15 protein-coding genes are annotated in these 14,324 nt (G+C 64.3%); 2 read left to right on the forward strand and 13 right to left on the reverse strand.

Annotation, left to right across the window (positions count from 1 at the left end; all coding sequences use genetic code 11):
• Nucleotides 1–46: 46 nt before the first annotated feature.
• The 9 genes from HCR84_RS10235 to HCR84_RS10275 form a co-directional block, all read right to left on the reverse strand.
• Nucleotides 47–769, reverse strand: a complete 723-nt coding sequence (locus tag HCR84_RS10235) for a tetratricopeptide repeat protein (protein WP_166981374.1) — start codon at nt 767–769, stop codon at nt 47–49.
• Nucleotides 766–1,758, reverse strand: a complete 993-nt coding sequence (locus tag HCR84_RS10240) for a vWA domain-containing protein (protein ID WP_166981371.1) — start codon at nt 1,756–1,758, stop codon at nt 766–768. Before HCR84_RS10240 ends, HCR84_RS10235 begins: the two co-directional genes overlap by 4 nt.
• A complete protein-coding gene (locus HCR84_RS10245; protein WP_166981368.1) occupies nt 1,755–2,744 on the reverse strand; it encodes a vWA domain-containing protein in 990 nt (329 codons plus the stop codon). Before HCR84_RS10245 ends, HCR84_RS10240 begins: the two co-directional genes overlap by 4 nt.
• A complete protein-coding gene (locus tag HCR84_RS10250) occupies nt 2,745–3,197 on the reverse strand; it encodes a hypothetical protein (protein WP_166981365.1) in 453 nt (150 codons plus the stop codon).
• Complete coding sequence (locus HCR84_RS10255; protein ID WP_166981362.1) at nt 3,184–4,071, reverse strand: DUF58 domain-containing protein; 888 nt, start codon at nt 4,069–4,071, stop codon at nt 3,184–3,186. Before HCR84_RS10255 ends, HCR84_RS10250 begins: the two co-directional genes overlap by 14 nt.
• An 8-nt stretch (nt 4,072–4,079) precedes the next feature.
• Nucleotides 4,080–5,042: an AAA family ATPase gene (locus tag HCR84_RS10260; protein ID WP_166982071.1), complete on the reverse strand. Its 963-nt coding sequence runs from the start codon at nt 5,040–5,042 to the stop codon at nt 4,080–4,082.
• A gap of 115 nt (nt 5,043–5,157) precedes the next feature.
• A complete protein-coding gene (gene ispG / locus HCR84_RS10265) occupies nt 5,158–6,291 on the reverse strand; it encodes a flavodoxin-dependent (E)-4-hydroxy-3-methylbut-2-enyl-diphosphate synthase (RefSeq protein WP_166982068.1) in 1,134 nt (377 codons plus the stop codon).
• 87 nt (nt 6,292–6,378) lie between these two features.
• Nucleotides 6,379–7,017, reverse strand: coding sequence for a CoA transferase subunit B (locus tag HCR84_RS10270; protein WP_195706629.1), 639 nt, complete (start codon nt 7,015–7,017; stop codon nt 6,379–6,381).
• Complete coding sequence (locus HCR84_RS10275) at nt 7,014–7,799, reverse strand: CoA transferase subunit A (RefSeq protein ID WP_166981359.1); 786 nt, start codon at nt 7,797–7,799, stop codon at nt 7,014–7,016. The genes HCR84_RS10270 and HCR84_RS10275 overlap by 4 nt, the downstream gene beginning before the upstream one ends.
• Nucleotides 7,800–7,959: 160 nt before the next feature.
• Here HCR84_RS10275 and HCR84_RS10280 point away from each other — a divergent pair, with 160 nt between their 5' ends.
• On the forward strand, nt 7,960–9,144 hold the full coding sequence (locus tag HCR84_RS10280) for an acetyl-CoA C-acetyltransferase (RefSeq protein WP_166981356.1): 1,185 nt from the start codon (nt 7,960–7,962) through the stop codon (nt 9,142–9,144).
• A gap of 52 nt (nt 9,145–9,196) precedes the next feature.
• Here HCR84_RS10280 and HCR84_RS10285 read toward each other — a convergent pair whose 3' ends face one another.
• The 3 genes from HCR84_RS10285 to HCR84_RS10295 form a co-directional block, all read right to left on the reverse strand.
• Nucleotides 9,197–9,514, reverse strand: coding sequence for an SHOCT domain-containing protein (locus HCR84_RS10285; RefSeq protein WP_166981353.1), 318 nt, complete (start codon nt 9,512–9,514; stop codon nt 9,197–9,199).
• Nucleotides 9,515–9,635: 121 nt separating this feature from the next.
• The gene (locus HCR84_RS10290; RefSeq protein ID WP_166981350.1) at nt 9,636–10,295 is read right to left on the reverse strand and encodes a response regulator; all 660 of its coding nucleotides are present in this window, start codon (nt 10,293–10,295) and stop codon (nt 9,636–9,638) included.
• Nucleotides 10,292–11,428, reverse strand: coding sequence for a sensor histidine kinase (locus tag HCR84_RS10295; RefSeq protein ID WP_166981347.1), 1,137 nt, complete (start codon nt 11,426–11,428; stop codon nt 10,292–10,294). Before HCR84_RS10295 ends, HCR84_RS10290 begins: the two co-directional genes overlap by 4 nt.
• Before the next feature lie 93 nt (nt 11,429–11,521).
• Between HCR84_RS10295 and HCR84_RS10300 the strand changes: the two genes are divergently transcribed.
• Nucleotides 11,522–12,904 (forward strand): MFS transporter, encoded by a 1,383-nt coding sequence (locus HCR84_RS10300; RefSeq protein WP_244972460.1) that lies wholly within the window; start codon nt 11,522–11,524, stop codon nt 12,902–12,904.
• Here the strand turns inward: HCR84_RS10300 and HCR84_RS10305 are convergent.
• Complete coding sequence (locus tag HCR84_RS10305; RefSeq protein WP_235940643.1) at nt 12,888–14,291, reverse strand: M50 family metallopeptidase; 1,404 nt, start codon at nt 14,289–14,291, stop codon at nt 12,888–12,890. The two genes, HCR84_RS10300 and HCR84_RS10305, sit on opposite strands and share 17 nt — an antisense overlap.
• Nucleotides 14,292–14,324 lie beyond the last annotated feature (33 nt).

The raw sequence follows: 14,324 nt of genomic DNA on the forward strand, positions 1-14,324 counted from the left end.
TCCTGGAACTCGTCGCCTCCTGCCGAGCCGTCAGCGGCGCTGCCGCCTACCAGGGCTTGTCGGTCCCACCGCCACCGCCAGATCCGCGTCGGTCGGCGTCGCCGTCCTGCTTTTTGCGCTCAGCGTCTTTGCCGCGCTCATTCAGATCGTCAATCGGACTGTCGCCATCTGACTCTTCGCCATCGGTTTCGGAGTCGTCTGTGCCCGAGCCGTCGTTCTTCTCGTCGCCCTCGTCCTGAGATTCCTGGTTGAGCTTGTCTTCAATGCGCTTCTTCGCGGTCTTCAGCTGCTCGTCTGCCTTGTAGTCCTGCGGCTTGTCACAGCCTTCCGACGCTCCGCCCTCGATCACCGCGAGTGCCGTCTCCCACATTCGGGTGGCACCTTCGGTTGAGCCTGCTTCTGCGTGTGCATCTCCCTGCTGCTCCCACGCGAGTGCGAGGTTCACCCGAATCTCGCAGGTTCGGCCGTCGGGTGCGAGCACGAGCGCGTGCGAGAGGTCTTCGGTCGCAGCCGGAAAGTCTCCGGCTGCCGCATGCGCGGTGCCCCGATCAAACGGAGCGATCCACGGCTCAAACGCGTTCCACAGCATGAGCCCGTCGAACTGGCTCGCCGATGTCGTGTACTGCTCCTCCGCGTAGGATCGCGATCCCTGGTCGGCGAACACACCGAGGCTCACGAGCTTTCCTGAGAAGGTCAGGGCGATGAGCACGAGCGGAAGCGTGATGAGCACGAGACGCGTGCGCGTTCGGCGAGGCCTGGAGTTCGTCATGAGTGCGCCTGCCCTCGTGGGCGAAGACGGCGCAGATCGACAATGACGCTCGCGAGCTCGTAGAGAAGCAGAGCACCGAACGGAATGGCCAGAATCCAGTACAGCTCTGGCTCAGGTGCTGGCTCCTTTCCTGCTTCCGGCTCGGGTACGACGGTGATTCCGGATGCCGCTTCGGCGACGCTCGACGACGCATCTCGGTGCAGGTAGTCAACGCCGAGCTGCGTCGAAATCGCCTGCAGCGCCTCCTCGTCGATGTGCGAGCGCGCCGGCTCACCCGTCGCCGGATCGGTGATGTATTCGGGTTCGCCTTCCGAGTCGAGCCCGCCGTTCTCCAGCATCCGGCCGCCGCCTTGCGTTCCGTAGCCGAGCACCGCACCGCCATCGACATACTCTGCGATGTCGGCGAACGACTCGGGCTGCTCGCTGACGGTCTGCTCGCCGTCGCCGAGATAGTAGAGGATCGTCGTGTGATCGGGGTCCGTTTCGGCGAGCGCCTCCCTCAGATGGCTGAGCGGGGCCGAGATGCTGCTTCCAGACGAGTAGCCCGTGATCTCTTGGGTCATGGCCGCGACAGTCTGCTCGATCGCGCCGGAGTCCGTTGTCAGGGGAACGCGCTCAACGGTCGCGGCGTCAAACGTCGTGACCGAGTACCGAGCACCGACCAACGTCTCTGTGAGCTCTGTCACATCTGCGCGCACGCCGTCGAGCCGTGGCTCACCGTCGCCCCAGTCTTCTGCGGCCATGCTGCTCGTCGTGTCGATCACGAAGTAGACGTCGACGTCGCTTCCCACGGCATCCGGTGGCCGTCCGTCGCCGGCAACGGGTCGCAGCATCATGGCACCGAGAAGCACGACGAGCCCCGTTCGGGAGATCCAGTGCAGCCGAATCTTCGCGGTCGGAGCCCGAACGGCCTGAACGATCGTGAACACAATGAGTCCGGTAAACACGATGAGCATCAGTACGCCAGGCATGACAGGGTTGACGATCATCGCCTCAGCCTCCAGCCGATGCCGAGGAGCGCGATGGTGCTCCAGAACGCGATCCACAGAGGCAGATCCGGCTGATCTGACCTGACGACGTACGAGGGTGCGTCAATGGCGGAGGCCTCCTGCTTCTGAATCGACGTCACGATGTCGGGGACGGCTTGGGGATCGCTGAGGGCGAAGTACTCCCCTCCCGTTGACTCCACTGTGTCTTTCAGCTCCGTTGCGAGCTCCTCGATATAGTTTTTCGCCGTCGAGTCTCCGGGGTTCAAGCCGTACACGACGACGCCGTTGTCTTTCGCGTACTTTCCGGCCTGGGGCAGCGAGACCAGCTGCTGTCCCGCGACGAAGTTGTCTGTCGCGAAGATGATCGACCGGGAGCGATCTTCATCGAGGTTGTCGAAACGCATGGTGCACGAGGCGAGGCCGTCGCCGATGAGCGACGAGCCGTCGCCGAGAAGCGTGCCGTCTGTGTAGGCGTAATCGGTATCCGGATCATCCATGTTGTCGCGAAGCTCGGTCATCTGCTCTGTGACGTACTCGTAGTCGGTGGTGAGCGGAAAATAGGTGACGGCAGACGCGTTGAAGATCGTCAGCCCGATGCGCTCCCCGTTGAACTGATCTGCGAGTTCGATGAACGTGTCGAGAATCGCGATGTCGTAGTCGGTCATCGACCCGGATGTGTCGAGGCACAGCACGATGTCGCGGTTGTGCACCTCGGGTGTCACGGTGTGCACTGTCACGATGCGGGAGCTCAAGGCCGCTGATGCTGCGATGCCGATTGTCGTCACGGCGATGCCGACGGCCAGCGCAATGCGCATGCGCGAGCGTGCACGCCGAAAGGCGGGAAGCATGCTCACCCGATTCAGGTGAGCAACCCGCACTGCGGAGGTCCCCGCCCGTCGGCGCGAGCGAATCAGCAGGGCGACGATGACGGTGACAACGAGGGCACCAGCCCAGATCAGCGGCATCCATCCGTTGATCAGCTCCACCTACATCACCACCTCTCGCGCGCGCTGAAGCGATGGTGCGAGGTCCCCCGATGATGCCGGGGCGAACTCGAACGGATAGTACGAGGCGACGGCATGGGCAAGGCCCGGTTGATTTGCCTCGGTCAGATCGGCGAGCGTCATTGCAGAGAAGCGCGTACCCGACTGCTCTTCGACGAAGAGACGAACGAGAATGCTGAGCTTCAGGTGTGCCTCGCGCGTCGAGAGCTCGCCCGTCGCGTTGGCCGCCTCAATGTCGTCGATCAGACCGCGGTAGCGAACGACGAGGTCGCCACGGCTCGGCGTGGCGGCGGGCGCGCGCTTCGGCGCGCGTGCGCGGGGATAGAACCACACAGCGACGTACCAGAGCAGCACGAGCACGATGATGGCGCACGCGATCCACAGCCAGAGGGGGCTGTACGAGACGGGATCGTAGTATCCGTTATCGCCGACCACTGTTGTGCCTCTCGAGCAGTCGGAAGACACCAGAGACAGCGTCATCGGGGCCGGTCACCCGAACGCCCGTGATCCCCAGCGACTCCAGCTTGTCGATCGTCGCCGATTCAGCAGCAGCAACCGAGCTCGCGAACTCACGGTGCAGCGCGCTGTCGCGCTGCAGAAACTCGGGAAGCTGCTCGCCGTCGGCGATGTCGAGAACCTGATTGCCCTGCCAGCCCGGGTCAAGCGGGTCAGCATCGGCGATGCTGACCCAGAGCAGCTCGTGCTGGGCGCGGAGCCGCCGAAGCATCCGTGCCCTGTCATCGTCGATGACCTCATCGTCACTGATGATGACGAGGATGCTGCGCCGCCTGGTTCTGCGCGCGATGTACGAGAGCAGCAGATCGAGGTCGCTCAGCCCTGCGTCGGGAACGGCCCGGGCCTTGATGCGCCCGAGCACCTGCTCCACATGCGATTCTGTGCCCGCTCCCGGCATCGAGTGCACGCCGTCGGCATCGCCGAAGACCAGCGAAACATGGTCGCCGTGCCGGTGAGCGAGGTACCCGACGATGCCAGCGACAAGCACCGCCGTCTCACGCTTGGGCTCGCCCGACGCTCCGATCGCCGCCATGTTGCGGCCGGTATCGACGACAAAGGTCACGAGGTGCTTGCGCATCGCGACGTAGAGCCGAATGTACGGCGTTCCATTGCGAGCCGTCGCCTTCCAATCGATGTCACGCACCTCGTCGCCGGGAACATACGGGCGCAGTTCTTCGAATTCGTGGCTCTTACCGTGCATCACCGATGCGTATTCGCCATCGAGCAGGCCGCGAACCCGCCTGTGCGCGCGGATCGACAGCTTCGACTTCACACGATAAAGCAGACCCGTCATGTGTCAGCTCACGGAACCTGAACGGCGGCGAAGCACGCATCGATGATCGTCTCGGGGCTCACGCCGTCGGCATCCGCCTCGAAGTTCAAGATCATGCGGTGCCGCAGCACGTGGTGCCGAAAAGCCTTCACGTCGTCGGGGATGACATGGTCGCGGCCGTTCAGCACCGCGAGCGCACGCGCGGCCGATGCGAATGCGATGCTCGCGCGAGGGCTCGCCCCGTACTCGACGTAACGCGAGAGGGACTCGGGCAGGTACTGACTCGTGTGGCGTGTGACATAGACCGCCTGAACGAGGTAATTGAGCACCGACGGGTCGAGGTATACGCGCCGCGTCAGCTGCTGAAGGTACGTCACGTCGTCGAGGGTGACGTCGGCCGCGGCGTCATCGCCGTCGTACACACCGCTTCCGGCGCGGCGCACGATCTCTGCCTCGTCGGCAATCGACGGGTAGCCGAGAACGTCCTTGATGAGAAACCGGTCAAGCTGGGCCTCGGGCAGGTGGTATGTGCCCTCCTGCTCAATGGGGTTCTGCGTCGCGAGAACGAGGAAGGGCGTGGGCAGCTCGTGAATCTCGCCGCCGATCGAGGTCTGCCGCTCCTGCATCGCTTCCAGCATGGCCGACTGCGTTTTCGCACTCGCCCTGTTGATCTCGTCGAGCAGAACGAAGTTCGCGTGGATCGGGCCAAGCTGGGTGAAGAACGCGCGCGCTCCCGGATCGAAGATCTGCGTGCCGACGATGTCGGAGGGAAGCAGGTCGGGTGTGCACTGAATGCGCTGAAACTTCGCCCGCACGGCATCCGCGATCGCCTCTGCCGCTGTGGTCTTCGCGAGCCCGGGAACACTCTCAAGCAGCACGTGGCCGCCCGTCATCAGGGCAACAAGCAGGCTTGTCCGCAGACCGGACTGACCGACGACCTTCGTGCTGTACGACCGCACGATCGTCTCGAGGATGCGCCCGGCGCGATCCATTTCATTCGGGGAAAGGGATGCGTCCTGAGACTGATTCACGTGGGTTCTCTCCGATGGTCTGCGAAGCGGTGCGGGAGACAGTGTATCCACGTCGCATGGGCGGACTCTGGGCTGTTCAGCCGACCGAGATCGTCGGGGAGCCCGTCGACGTTTCTGCCGACGGCATCTCAGCGGCAATGCGGTTCGCCTCGGCAATCAGAGTCTCAACGATCTCTGACTCGGGCACGGTCTTGATGACCTCACCCTTGACGAAGATCTGGCCCTTTCCGTTGCCCGATGCAACGCCGAGGTCTGCTTCGCGCGCTTCACCCGGTCCATTGACAACGCAGCCCATCACGGCAACGCGCAGCGGAACCGACATGCCTTCCAAGCCGGCTGTGACCTCATCCGCCAGAGTGTAGACATCAACTTGGGCGCGCCCGCAGCTGGGGCACGAGACGATCTCGAGCTTGCGCTCACGCAGGTTGAGCGACTGCAGAATCTGCAGTCCGACCTTCACCTCTTCGACGGGAGGGGCGCTGAGCGACACGCGAATCGTGTCGCCGATGCCTTCAGAAAGGAGGATGCCGAAAGCTGTGGCGCTCTTGATTGTGCCTTGAAAAGCGGGGCCCGCTTCGGTCACGCCAAGGTGCAGCGGCCAATCGCCGCGCTCGGCAAGCATGCGATACGCCTTCACCATCACGATCGGGTCGTTGTGCTTCACCGAGATCTTGAAATCGTGGAAGTCATGCTCTTCAAAGAGGCTCGCCTCCCACACGGCACTCTCGACGAGAGCCTCCGGTGTCGCCTTTCCGTATTTCTCGAGAAGGCGCCTGTCGAGCGAACCCGCGTTCACGCCGATTCGAAGCGACACGCCAGCTGCTTTCGCCCGCCTCGCGATCTCGCCAACCTGATCATCGAACTTGCGAATGTTGCCTGGATTTACCCTCACGGCCGCGCAGCCAGCGTCGATTGCCGAGAACACGTAGTTCGGTTGAAAGTGAATGTCGGCGATAACCGGAATCTGGCTCTTCTGGGCAATCGCGGGCAACGCCTCGGCGTCGTCGCGCGTCGGCACGGCGACGCGCACGATATCGCACCCGGATGCCGTAAGTTCGGCGATCTGCTGAAGCGTCTCGTTGATCTTCGTCGTCGGCGTTGTCGTCATCGACTGCACGCTGACGGGTGCTCCGCCGCCGACGAGCACCTTGCCCACCCTGATCTGCCGCGTTACGCGGCGGGGGGCGAGGGTTTCGGGCACGTTCGGCATACCGAGGTTCACTGCTGGCACGTCGATAATCCTACGACCTCGCCGTGCGCGCCTCCTGGGAGTGCACGGCGAGCCTCTCTGCTTCCGTCACCGCAGGGCGACGGTGAGCTCCGGTTCCGTGAGTTCAATTACCTCATCGGCGGTGACGCCGGGAGCGGTCTCGACGAGGGTCAGCCCTTCATCTGTCACGTCGATAACGGCGAGATCTGTGATGATCCTGTCAACGACGCCACGACCGGTAAGCGGAAGCGAGCATTCGGAGACGATCTTCGGGCTGCCGTCTTTCGCCGTGTGCGTCATCAACACGATCACGCGCCGCGCACCGTGTACGAGGTCCATGCCTCCGCCAGGGCCCTTCACCATTTTCCCCGGAATCATCCAGTTCGCCAGATCACCGGAGCCCGACACTTGCATGGCGCCGAGTATCGCCGCATCGATCTTGCCTCCGCGAATCATGGCGAAACTCAGAGCCGAATCGAAGAACGCCGTGCCCGGAAGAGTCGTCACCGTCTCTTTTCCCGCGTTGATGAGGTCAGGGTCGACGTTCTCGTCCGTCGGGTAGGGCCCGACGCCGAGAATTCCGTTTTCCGACTGCAGTGTGACCGTGACGCCCTCGGGAACGTAGTTGGGAACGAGCGTCGGCAGCCCGATTCCCAGGTTGACATAGGCGCCATCTGTCAGCTCACGGGCTGCGCGGGCGGCCATCTCCGTGCGTGTGAGGCTCATGACCCCGCTCCTTCCGACTCGCGAACCGTTCGGCGTTCCACACGTTTTTCGATGTCGGAACCGACCTCGACAACGCGGTGCACGAAGACGCCGGGCAGATGCACGGCATCCGGCTCGATCTCCCCCGGTTCCACAAGCTCTTCCACCTGCGCAATGCACACGCGGCCCGACATCGCCGCGAGCGGCGAGAAGTTGCGAGCCGACTTGGTGAAGACGAGGTTGCCGTGCCTGTCGCCGCGCTTGGCGTGCACAATGGAGAAGTCTGTCGTTATGGCTTCTTCAAGCACGAAGGGCTTGGGCACGCCGTCGACGTCGAACGTTCGGGTGTCTTTCGGCTTCGAGCTGTCAGCGATCGAGCCGTCTGGCGCGTAACGTCGTGGCAGACCGCCCTCGGCCATTTGGGTGCCGACGCCCGTCTGCGTGTAGAACGCCGCGATGCCCGATCCTCCAGCACGCAGCTTCTCTGCGAGTGTTCCCTGCGGGGTGAGGTTCACTGTGAGCTCGCCCGAAAGGTACTGTCGCTCGAACTCCTTGTTCTCGCCAACGTACGACGACGTCATTGTGCTGATGCGACGAGCACCAAGCAGAAGACCAAGCCCCCAGTCGTCAACGCCGCAATTGTTGCTGACGACCGAGAGATCGTCGCTCCCGTGCTCGAGCAGCGCGGCGATGAGCACCATCGGAATGCCGCAGAGCCCGAATCCGCCGACGGCGAGTGATGCTCCGCTCGGAATATCTGCTACCGCTTCTTCCGCGCTTCCGATCGTCTTGTCCATGGTCATGACCGCACCTCCGTTGCTGCACGTCGATCCGCCCCTTCACGCGCACGGATCACCTTCGCCATCCAATCTACTGGCAATCCGCGCGCACTCGGTCGCCGCGTCTCTGACATGCGAAGCTAGAACCGGTAGAAACATCAGAACTGACAAAGGGGTCATCACCATGACACACAACGAAGTCGTCATTCTCGGCGGCGCCCGCACGCCGTTCACAAGACTGCTCGGGTCGCTCGCCTCGCTCACGGCCGTCGATCTCGGGTCGGCAGCCGTCACGGGCGCGCTGCGCTCGAGCGGCATCGAGCCCACCGACGTGGATCACGTCATTCTGGGTCAGGTTCTGCAGGCCGGCGCGGGCCAGAATCCCGCACGCCAGTCGGCCATCGAAGCAGGAATCGGGTGGGACGTTCCCACGCTTACCCTCAACAAGGTCTGCCTTTCAGGGCTCGTCGCGATCACCGATGCCGCACGGCTCATTCGCTCGGGTGAGGCTTCCGTGGTCGTCGCCGGAGGCCAGGAGTCCATGACAAACGCGCCACACGTTCTGCCCGGTGCGCGAAAGGGCTTCAAGTACGGCGAGACGGCGCTTCTCGACGTCGCCGCGCACGATGGACTCACCGACGCATTCGACAGGGTGTCGATGGGTCTGTCGACGGAACGCCACAACGCGCCGCTCGGCATCTCCCGTGAGAGCCAGGATGCCCTCGCCGCGGCCTCGCACGTGCGCGCGGCAGCCGCTACCGCTGACGGTGTCTTCGACTCGGAGATCGTTTCTGTCGACGTGCCCGGACGCAAGGGATCCGTCACGGTCGTCGATGCCGATGAAGGCATCAGGGCCGACTCCACACCGGAATCGCTGTCACGGCTGCGTCCGGCCTTCGATCCCGAAGGAACCATCACGGCGGGCAACTCCTCTCCTCTGAGCGATGGGGCGGCCGCGGTCGTCGTCGCCGACCGCGCCTGGGCAGACGAACGCGGACTCGAGTGGCTTGCCGTTGTGCGCTCCCCCGGACAGGTTGCCGGGCCCGACACGTCACTGCATTCTCAGCCATCGCGCGCCATCGAGCACGCCCTCGGCCGCGAGGGATGGGGCGTCGGCGATCTGGACCTCGTGGAGATCAACGAAGCGTTTGCCGCTGTCGGCATTCAGTCGATGCGCGATCTGAACCTGTCTGACGACATCGTCAACATTCACGGGGGCGCCATCGCGATCGGGCACCCAATCGGCGCATCGGGAGCGCGACTTGCACTGCACGCGGCGCTCGAGCTCTCGCGGCGCGGCTCAGGCAAAGCCGCCGTGTCACTCTGCGGCGGCGGCGGGCAAGGCGAAGCGCTTCTGCTCGAACGATGACACACGGATGCCGTCGACCGACGCTGAACGTCGGCCGACGGCATCCGGGAGCCTAATCGCCGGAATTCGCGCGAAGCACCTCGAGGCGTGCACGATACTCCACCTCGTCGATGTCCCCGTTCGCATACCGCTCTGCGAGCGTCTTCTCTGCACCGCGCCGCGGCGAGTGTTCGCTCTTCCATCGTGTGATCGCGTCGCGGCGGCGACGGAACATGAATGTGAACAGCAGGGCGAAGACGGCGATCCAGAACAGAGGAATCAGCAGAAACCACCAGCCGGGTCCGCCATATCCTCCCGAGAAGTGGTCGGAGAAGGGGCCCGTGGCAAGTGTTGTGACAAGTGGTGAGGTGACGAGTGCTGCGGAAAGCATGGTGTGCCAATCTGTGACGCGAGTTCGGCCCGATTGAGCCGATATATCAAGCGTCGTCGAGCCGGTGATCATGCACATCGGCCCAGGGAAGTCACCTGCCCTACTCCCCGGGGAGCAGGGTTCAGATGCTCCCCGGCCGCACAAGCTGCGTCTCGTATGCGATGATCACCAGCTGCACGCGGTCACGGGCGCCGAGTTTGCCCAGAATGCGCGACACATGCGTCTTGGCGGTGAGCGGACTGAGAAAAAGGCGCTGGGCGATCTCGTCGTTTGTCAGGCCCTCACCGACGAGCGCGAGCACCTCGCGTTCCCGCTCGGTCAGCGCCTCGAGCGAGTGAACCTGCGGAGGGCGGATGCTGCCGGCGACACGTTCGAGCAGTCGCTTCGTCACCGTTGGGGAGAGCAGCGCATCACCGCGCGCTGCGACCCGAACGGACCGAATGAGCTCGACCGGCTCGGTGTCTTTCACGAGAAACCCGCTGGCGCCCGCGGAGATCGCCCGCGCAACGTACTCGTCGAGCTCGAACGTCGTCACGATCACGATGCTGCACTCGGCGAGCGCGGGGTCGGCGACCAACTGCTCCGTCGCCCACAGTCCGTCGCCAGAGGGCATCCTGATGTCCATGAGAATGACGTCGGGCTTCGCCTGCGTTGCCAGGGCGACAATCTCTTCCCCCGTCGCGGCTTCGCCCACGACGTCGATGTCGGGCTCAGCCTCGAGCAGCGACCGGAACCCAGCCCGAATCAACTGCTGGTCGTCAGCGAGTGCCACACGGATCATGTCGCTTCCTTTCCCAGGGGAAGATACGCGGTAACCGTCGTCCCCGATGCTCCCGTCTCGACCTGCAGAGATCCGCCGAGCAGTTCGGCGCGCTCGCGCATTCCGAGCACACCGTTTCCGCTCTCGCGCGCCCCGCCGCGACCGTCGTCGGCGACGCGGACAACGAGATCGCGGCCCTGGCGGGCGACGGTCACGACAGCGCGCGCCGCATGAGCATGCCTGACGACGTTTGTGAGGGACTCCTGCACGATGCGGTAGGCGGCCTGCTGCACCGTATCGGGAACGTCACCGGCCTCGGTCTGCTGCGACGACACCTCAACGGCGGTGATCGCACGCAGGAGATCGTCGATCTGCGTGAGCCCCGGGGCAGGCGTCAGCGGGGCCTCATCGCCGCGCAGAACATCGAGCACGCCGCGCACCTCATCGAGGGCATCCTTGCTCGTTGTCTTGATGTGCTGAAGAGCCGTGCGCGCCTGCTCAGGCTGGGCATCCATGAGGTGAAGGCCGACGCCGGCCTGCACCGAGATCTGCGACAGCGAGTGCGCGATCACATCGTGCAGCTCACGAGCGATCCGAACCCGCTCATCGCGCTCAGCGCGTGCCCTCTGCTCGCGAATGCGCTGCCAGCGCTCCCGACTGCGCTGTCGGCGATGCCGAATCGACTCGCCGATCACGATAAGGATACCGAGAGCAAGCGTCGTGCCGACGATGCGTGCGGGGTGCCAGTTCAGCCCCGCCGCGCCTCCGAACAGCAGCACCGTGCTCCACGCAATGACGAGGGCGATGTACACCCACAGCCGTTCTCCGCGGATGAGCGCGATGACGACGCCGAAGATCATCGCGATCGGAGGCGGCTGCGGAACCGGTGCGAGCAGAAGATCTGCCGCTGCCGCCGCGATCGTGATGACCACGACGGGCCCGGGGAACCGGCGAGCAAAGCTGAGCGCAACGGGGCCGATGAGCGCAACGACGATGGCGAGCGCCCCCTGCGCGCTCGGCGCGTCGCCCGTCCGTTCCAGCGCCCACAGCGTTCCGCCCAGCTGCACGACGGCAGACAGAACGACGGGAAGCCAGAGACGGAGCGCCTGCGGCATCCGAAATCTCGCCGGCTCCGGGCCGCTTATCGTGTGCATAGATGGAGCTTACGGCCAGAGACTCCGCGAATGCGCCCTGCTCACGGAGACCCCGCATACTCCCCAGGGAGTATGCGGTCATAGAGTGGAGCGGTGAGCGATGTTCCCCCGATGACCCCGCGCAGGGCTGGACTCGCCATCGCGTCGCTCAGCGTCGGGACCCTGCTGAATCCGTTGAACTCGTCGATGATCGCCGTGGCGCTTCTGACGTTTCGTGACGCGTTCGGTCTCGATGTGCTCACGGTCACCTGGGTGATCACCGCCTTCTACCTCGCATCGGCAGCGGGCCAACCGCTCATGGGGCGCCTCGGTGACCGCTTCGGAGCTCGTCGCCTGTTCCTCTTCGGCATGATCGTCGTTGCCATCACCTGCGTGCTTACGCCATTCGCCCCCACGTTCTGGTTTGTCTGCGCCGGCCGTGTTGCGCTCGCCATCGGAACGGCCTGCGCGTTCCCCTCCGCCGTTGCGCTTCTGCACCCGATCACGACGCGCTCAGGGCTCAGCTCCCCTCGGCTGCTGGGCAGGCTGCAGATGGCCAATACGGCCGGTGCGGCGATCGGTCCCGTGATCGGAGGACTGCTCGTCACGTTCCTGGGCTGGCAGGCGATCTTCTGGATCAACGTTCCGCTGGCACTCATCGCCTTTGTCGGAGTGCGTATGTTTGCGCCGATCGATCCAACGCGCGGACGGCAGCCCATGCGCACGGTGCTCGCCGACTCCGATGTGCCGGGTGTGCTCACGTTCACGGCGGCGCTTGTCGCGCTGCTCGTCTTTTTGCTCGGCGTCACCCAGAAGCCGCAGTGGGTGCTGCTCGTCGTTGCGATCGCTGCCGCCGGGCTGTTCGTCTGGCGTGAGCTGACGACGCGCACGCCGTTCATCGACCTGCGGATGCTCTCACGCAATCGCCGCCTCGTGCTCGTGTACACCGGATTCGCGCTGTTCAATATCGTGTACTACGTGGTGTTCTTTGGACTTCCGCAGTATCTGGAGGAGTTCGGCGACTACCGCGCCGATGTCGTCGGTCTGCTCATGCTTCCCCTCGCGTCGCTCAACATCCTGCTCACTCCGTTTGCCGCCCGATTCATCGAGCGACGCGGCATCCGTCCGGCATTTCTCTTCGGCGTCGGCTGGCTGATCGTCGCTTCGGCGTTGCTTGCGCTGCTGTCCACGAGCGTCACGCCGCTCATTCCACTGCTGATCACCGCCATGATGGGGGTTCCGTACTGTGTCGTGAGCATCGCGATGAGCCAGGCACTGTACTCGGCTGCTACCCGCGAGTCGGCGGGCGTCGCAACCGGAATCTTCCAGACGTCTCGGTACGTCGGCGCCATTCTGTCGACCACCATGCTCGGCATCGCGTTCAGCAACGGCACAACCCCCGCCAGCTGGATCGAGGTGACGATCACGGCGACCGTGCTTGCCGTCGTGCTTCTCGTTCTCGTCTCGCGGTGGCGCCCGGTCACCCGAACAGAGTGATGGGCTTGACGATGTCTGCGTAGATCAGCAGTACGCTCATGCCCCCGAGAATCACGACGACGGTGAATGTGAGCGGCATGAGCTTTGCCGCGTCGACGGGCCCGGGGTCTTGCTTTCGGCGAATCTTCGCCCAGCCGCGTTTGATGCCTTCCCACAGCGCCGCGGCGACGTGTCCGCCATCGAGCGGTGTGAGCGGAATCAGGTTGAAGACCAGCAGCGCCACGTTGAGGGAGGCGAGGATGCCGAACATCGTCTGCGCCTTCGCCACGACGGGGATCGTGTCGATGCTCACCACTTCGCCAGCGAGGCGCCCGACGCCCACGACGCTCATCGGCCCGTTGGGGTCACGCTCCTCGGTTCCGAAGGCTGCCTGCCCAATGTCGATGAGACGCTGCGGCAGGTGGGTGATGATGCCGACGACGGCCCCGATGTTGTCCCCGACAGCGGGCAGAACCGCGGTGACGGGCTGCGGCTGCATGTCGCCGGCGCGCGTGACGCCCGCGAAACCGACATCGACCATCGTGCTGCTTCCCGCCGATTCCGGCCGTGAGGTGAGCTTTGGCGTGAGCTGAAGGGTCTCATGGCCACCGTCTCGCAGCACCGTCACGGAAAGCTGGTCTCCAGGGTGGTCGCGGATGATCGCGGAGAACTGATCCCACGACGTCACAGACTGACCGTCGATGCTTTCGACACGGTCGCCCGGCTCAAAACCCGCGGCAGCCGCAGGAGACGGCTCGGCGTCAGCGGGACACGACTGCTGGGTGGCACCGGCAGGCATCACACATTCGCTGATTGCTCCAACCGATGCGGCCGGAGCGCCGAAGCCAACGAGCACGATGCCGTAGAACAGCACAGCGAGAACGAGGTTCATCGCCGGGCCACCGAGCATGATGATGACGCGTTTGTACACGGGAAGCCGGTAGAACGCTCGGGAATCCTCGCCGTCACCGATCGTCTCGGCGCTCATGTCACGAGCATCCTGAACAAGCGAATCGAATGCGCGCCGCTTACCCGAGGGTTCTGTCGGCTCGTCGATCGCGCCCTCGATCGCTCCGGCCACGTCTGTCGCCGCCGTGTCTGTGTGCGCGTCGGAAAGCTGCTGTACGAATCCCGTACTCGACGCGTGCACCTTCTCGCCCGGCTTCGTCGGTGGGAACATGCCGATCATCGAGATGTAGCCGCCGAGCGGAATCGCCTTGAGACCGTACTCGGTTTCGCCCTTGCGCCGGGAGAACAGGGTCTTTCCGAAGCCGATCATGTACTGCGTCACCTTGACGCCGAACAGCTTCGCCGGAATCAGATGCCCCAGCTCGTGCAGGCCGATCGACACAGCGAGCCCCACAACGATGATGAGCACGCCGAAGATGTACAGAAGGACGGATTCCACACCGCAAACGATATCGCGCCTGCCTTCGCTCAG

Origin of the sequence: Paramicrobacterium fandaimingii (assembly GCF_011751745.2) — a bacterium.
GTDB classification, from domain to species: Bacteria; Actinomycetota; Actinomycetes; order Actinomycetales; family Microbacteriaceae; genus Paramicrobacterium; species Paramicrobacterium fandaimingii.

Bases quoted from the DNA above. Each gene is read 5' to 3' on its own strand.
- HCR84_RS10275 (WP_166981359.1), bottom strand. From the start codon at position 7,799: ATGACCATGGACAAGACGATCGGAAGCGCGGAAGAAGCGGTAGCAGAT.
- HCR84_RS10235 (WP_166981374.1), bottom strand. From the start codon at position 769: ATGACGAACTCCAGGCCTCGCCGAACGCGCACGCGTCTCGTGCTCATC.
- HCR84_RS10255 (WP_166981362.1), bottom strand. From the start codon at position 4,071: ATGACGGGTCTGCTTTATCGTGTGAAGTCGAAGCTGTCGATCCGCGCG.
- HCR84_RS10295 (WP_166981347.1), bottom strand. From the start codon at position 11,428: ATGCACACGATAAGCGGCCCGGAGCCGGCGAGATTTCGGATGCCGCAG.
- HCR84_RS10285 (WP_166981353.1), bottom strand. From the start codon at position 9,514: ATGCTTTCCGCAGCACTCGTCACCTCACCACTTGTCACAACACTTGCC.
- HCR84_RS10270 (WP_195706629.1), bottom strand. From the start codon at position 7,017: ATGAGCCTCACACGCACGGAGATGGCCGCCCGCGCAGCCCGTGAGCTG.
- HCR84_RS10280 (WP_166981356.1), top strand. From the start codon at position 7,960: ATGACACACAACGAAGTCGTCATTCTCGGCGGCGCCCGCACGCCGTTC.
- HCR84_RS10290 (WP_166981350.1), bottom strand. From the start codon at position 10,295: ATGATCCGTGTGGCACTCGCTGACGACCAGCAGTTGATTCGGGCTGGG.
- ispG (WP_166982068.1), bottom strand. From the start codon at position 6,291: ATGCCGAACGTGCCCGAAACCCTCGCCCCCCGCCGCGTAACGCGGCAG.
- HCR84_RS10260 (WP_166982071.1), bottom strand. From the start codon at position 5,042: ATGGATCGCGCCGGGCGCATCCTCGAGACGATCGTGCGGTCGTACAGC.
- HCR84_RS10240 (WP_166981371.1), bottom strand. From the start codon at position 1,758: ATGATCGTCAACCCTGTCATGCCTGGCGTACTGATGCTCATCGTGTTT.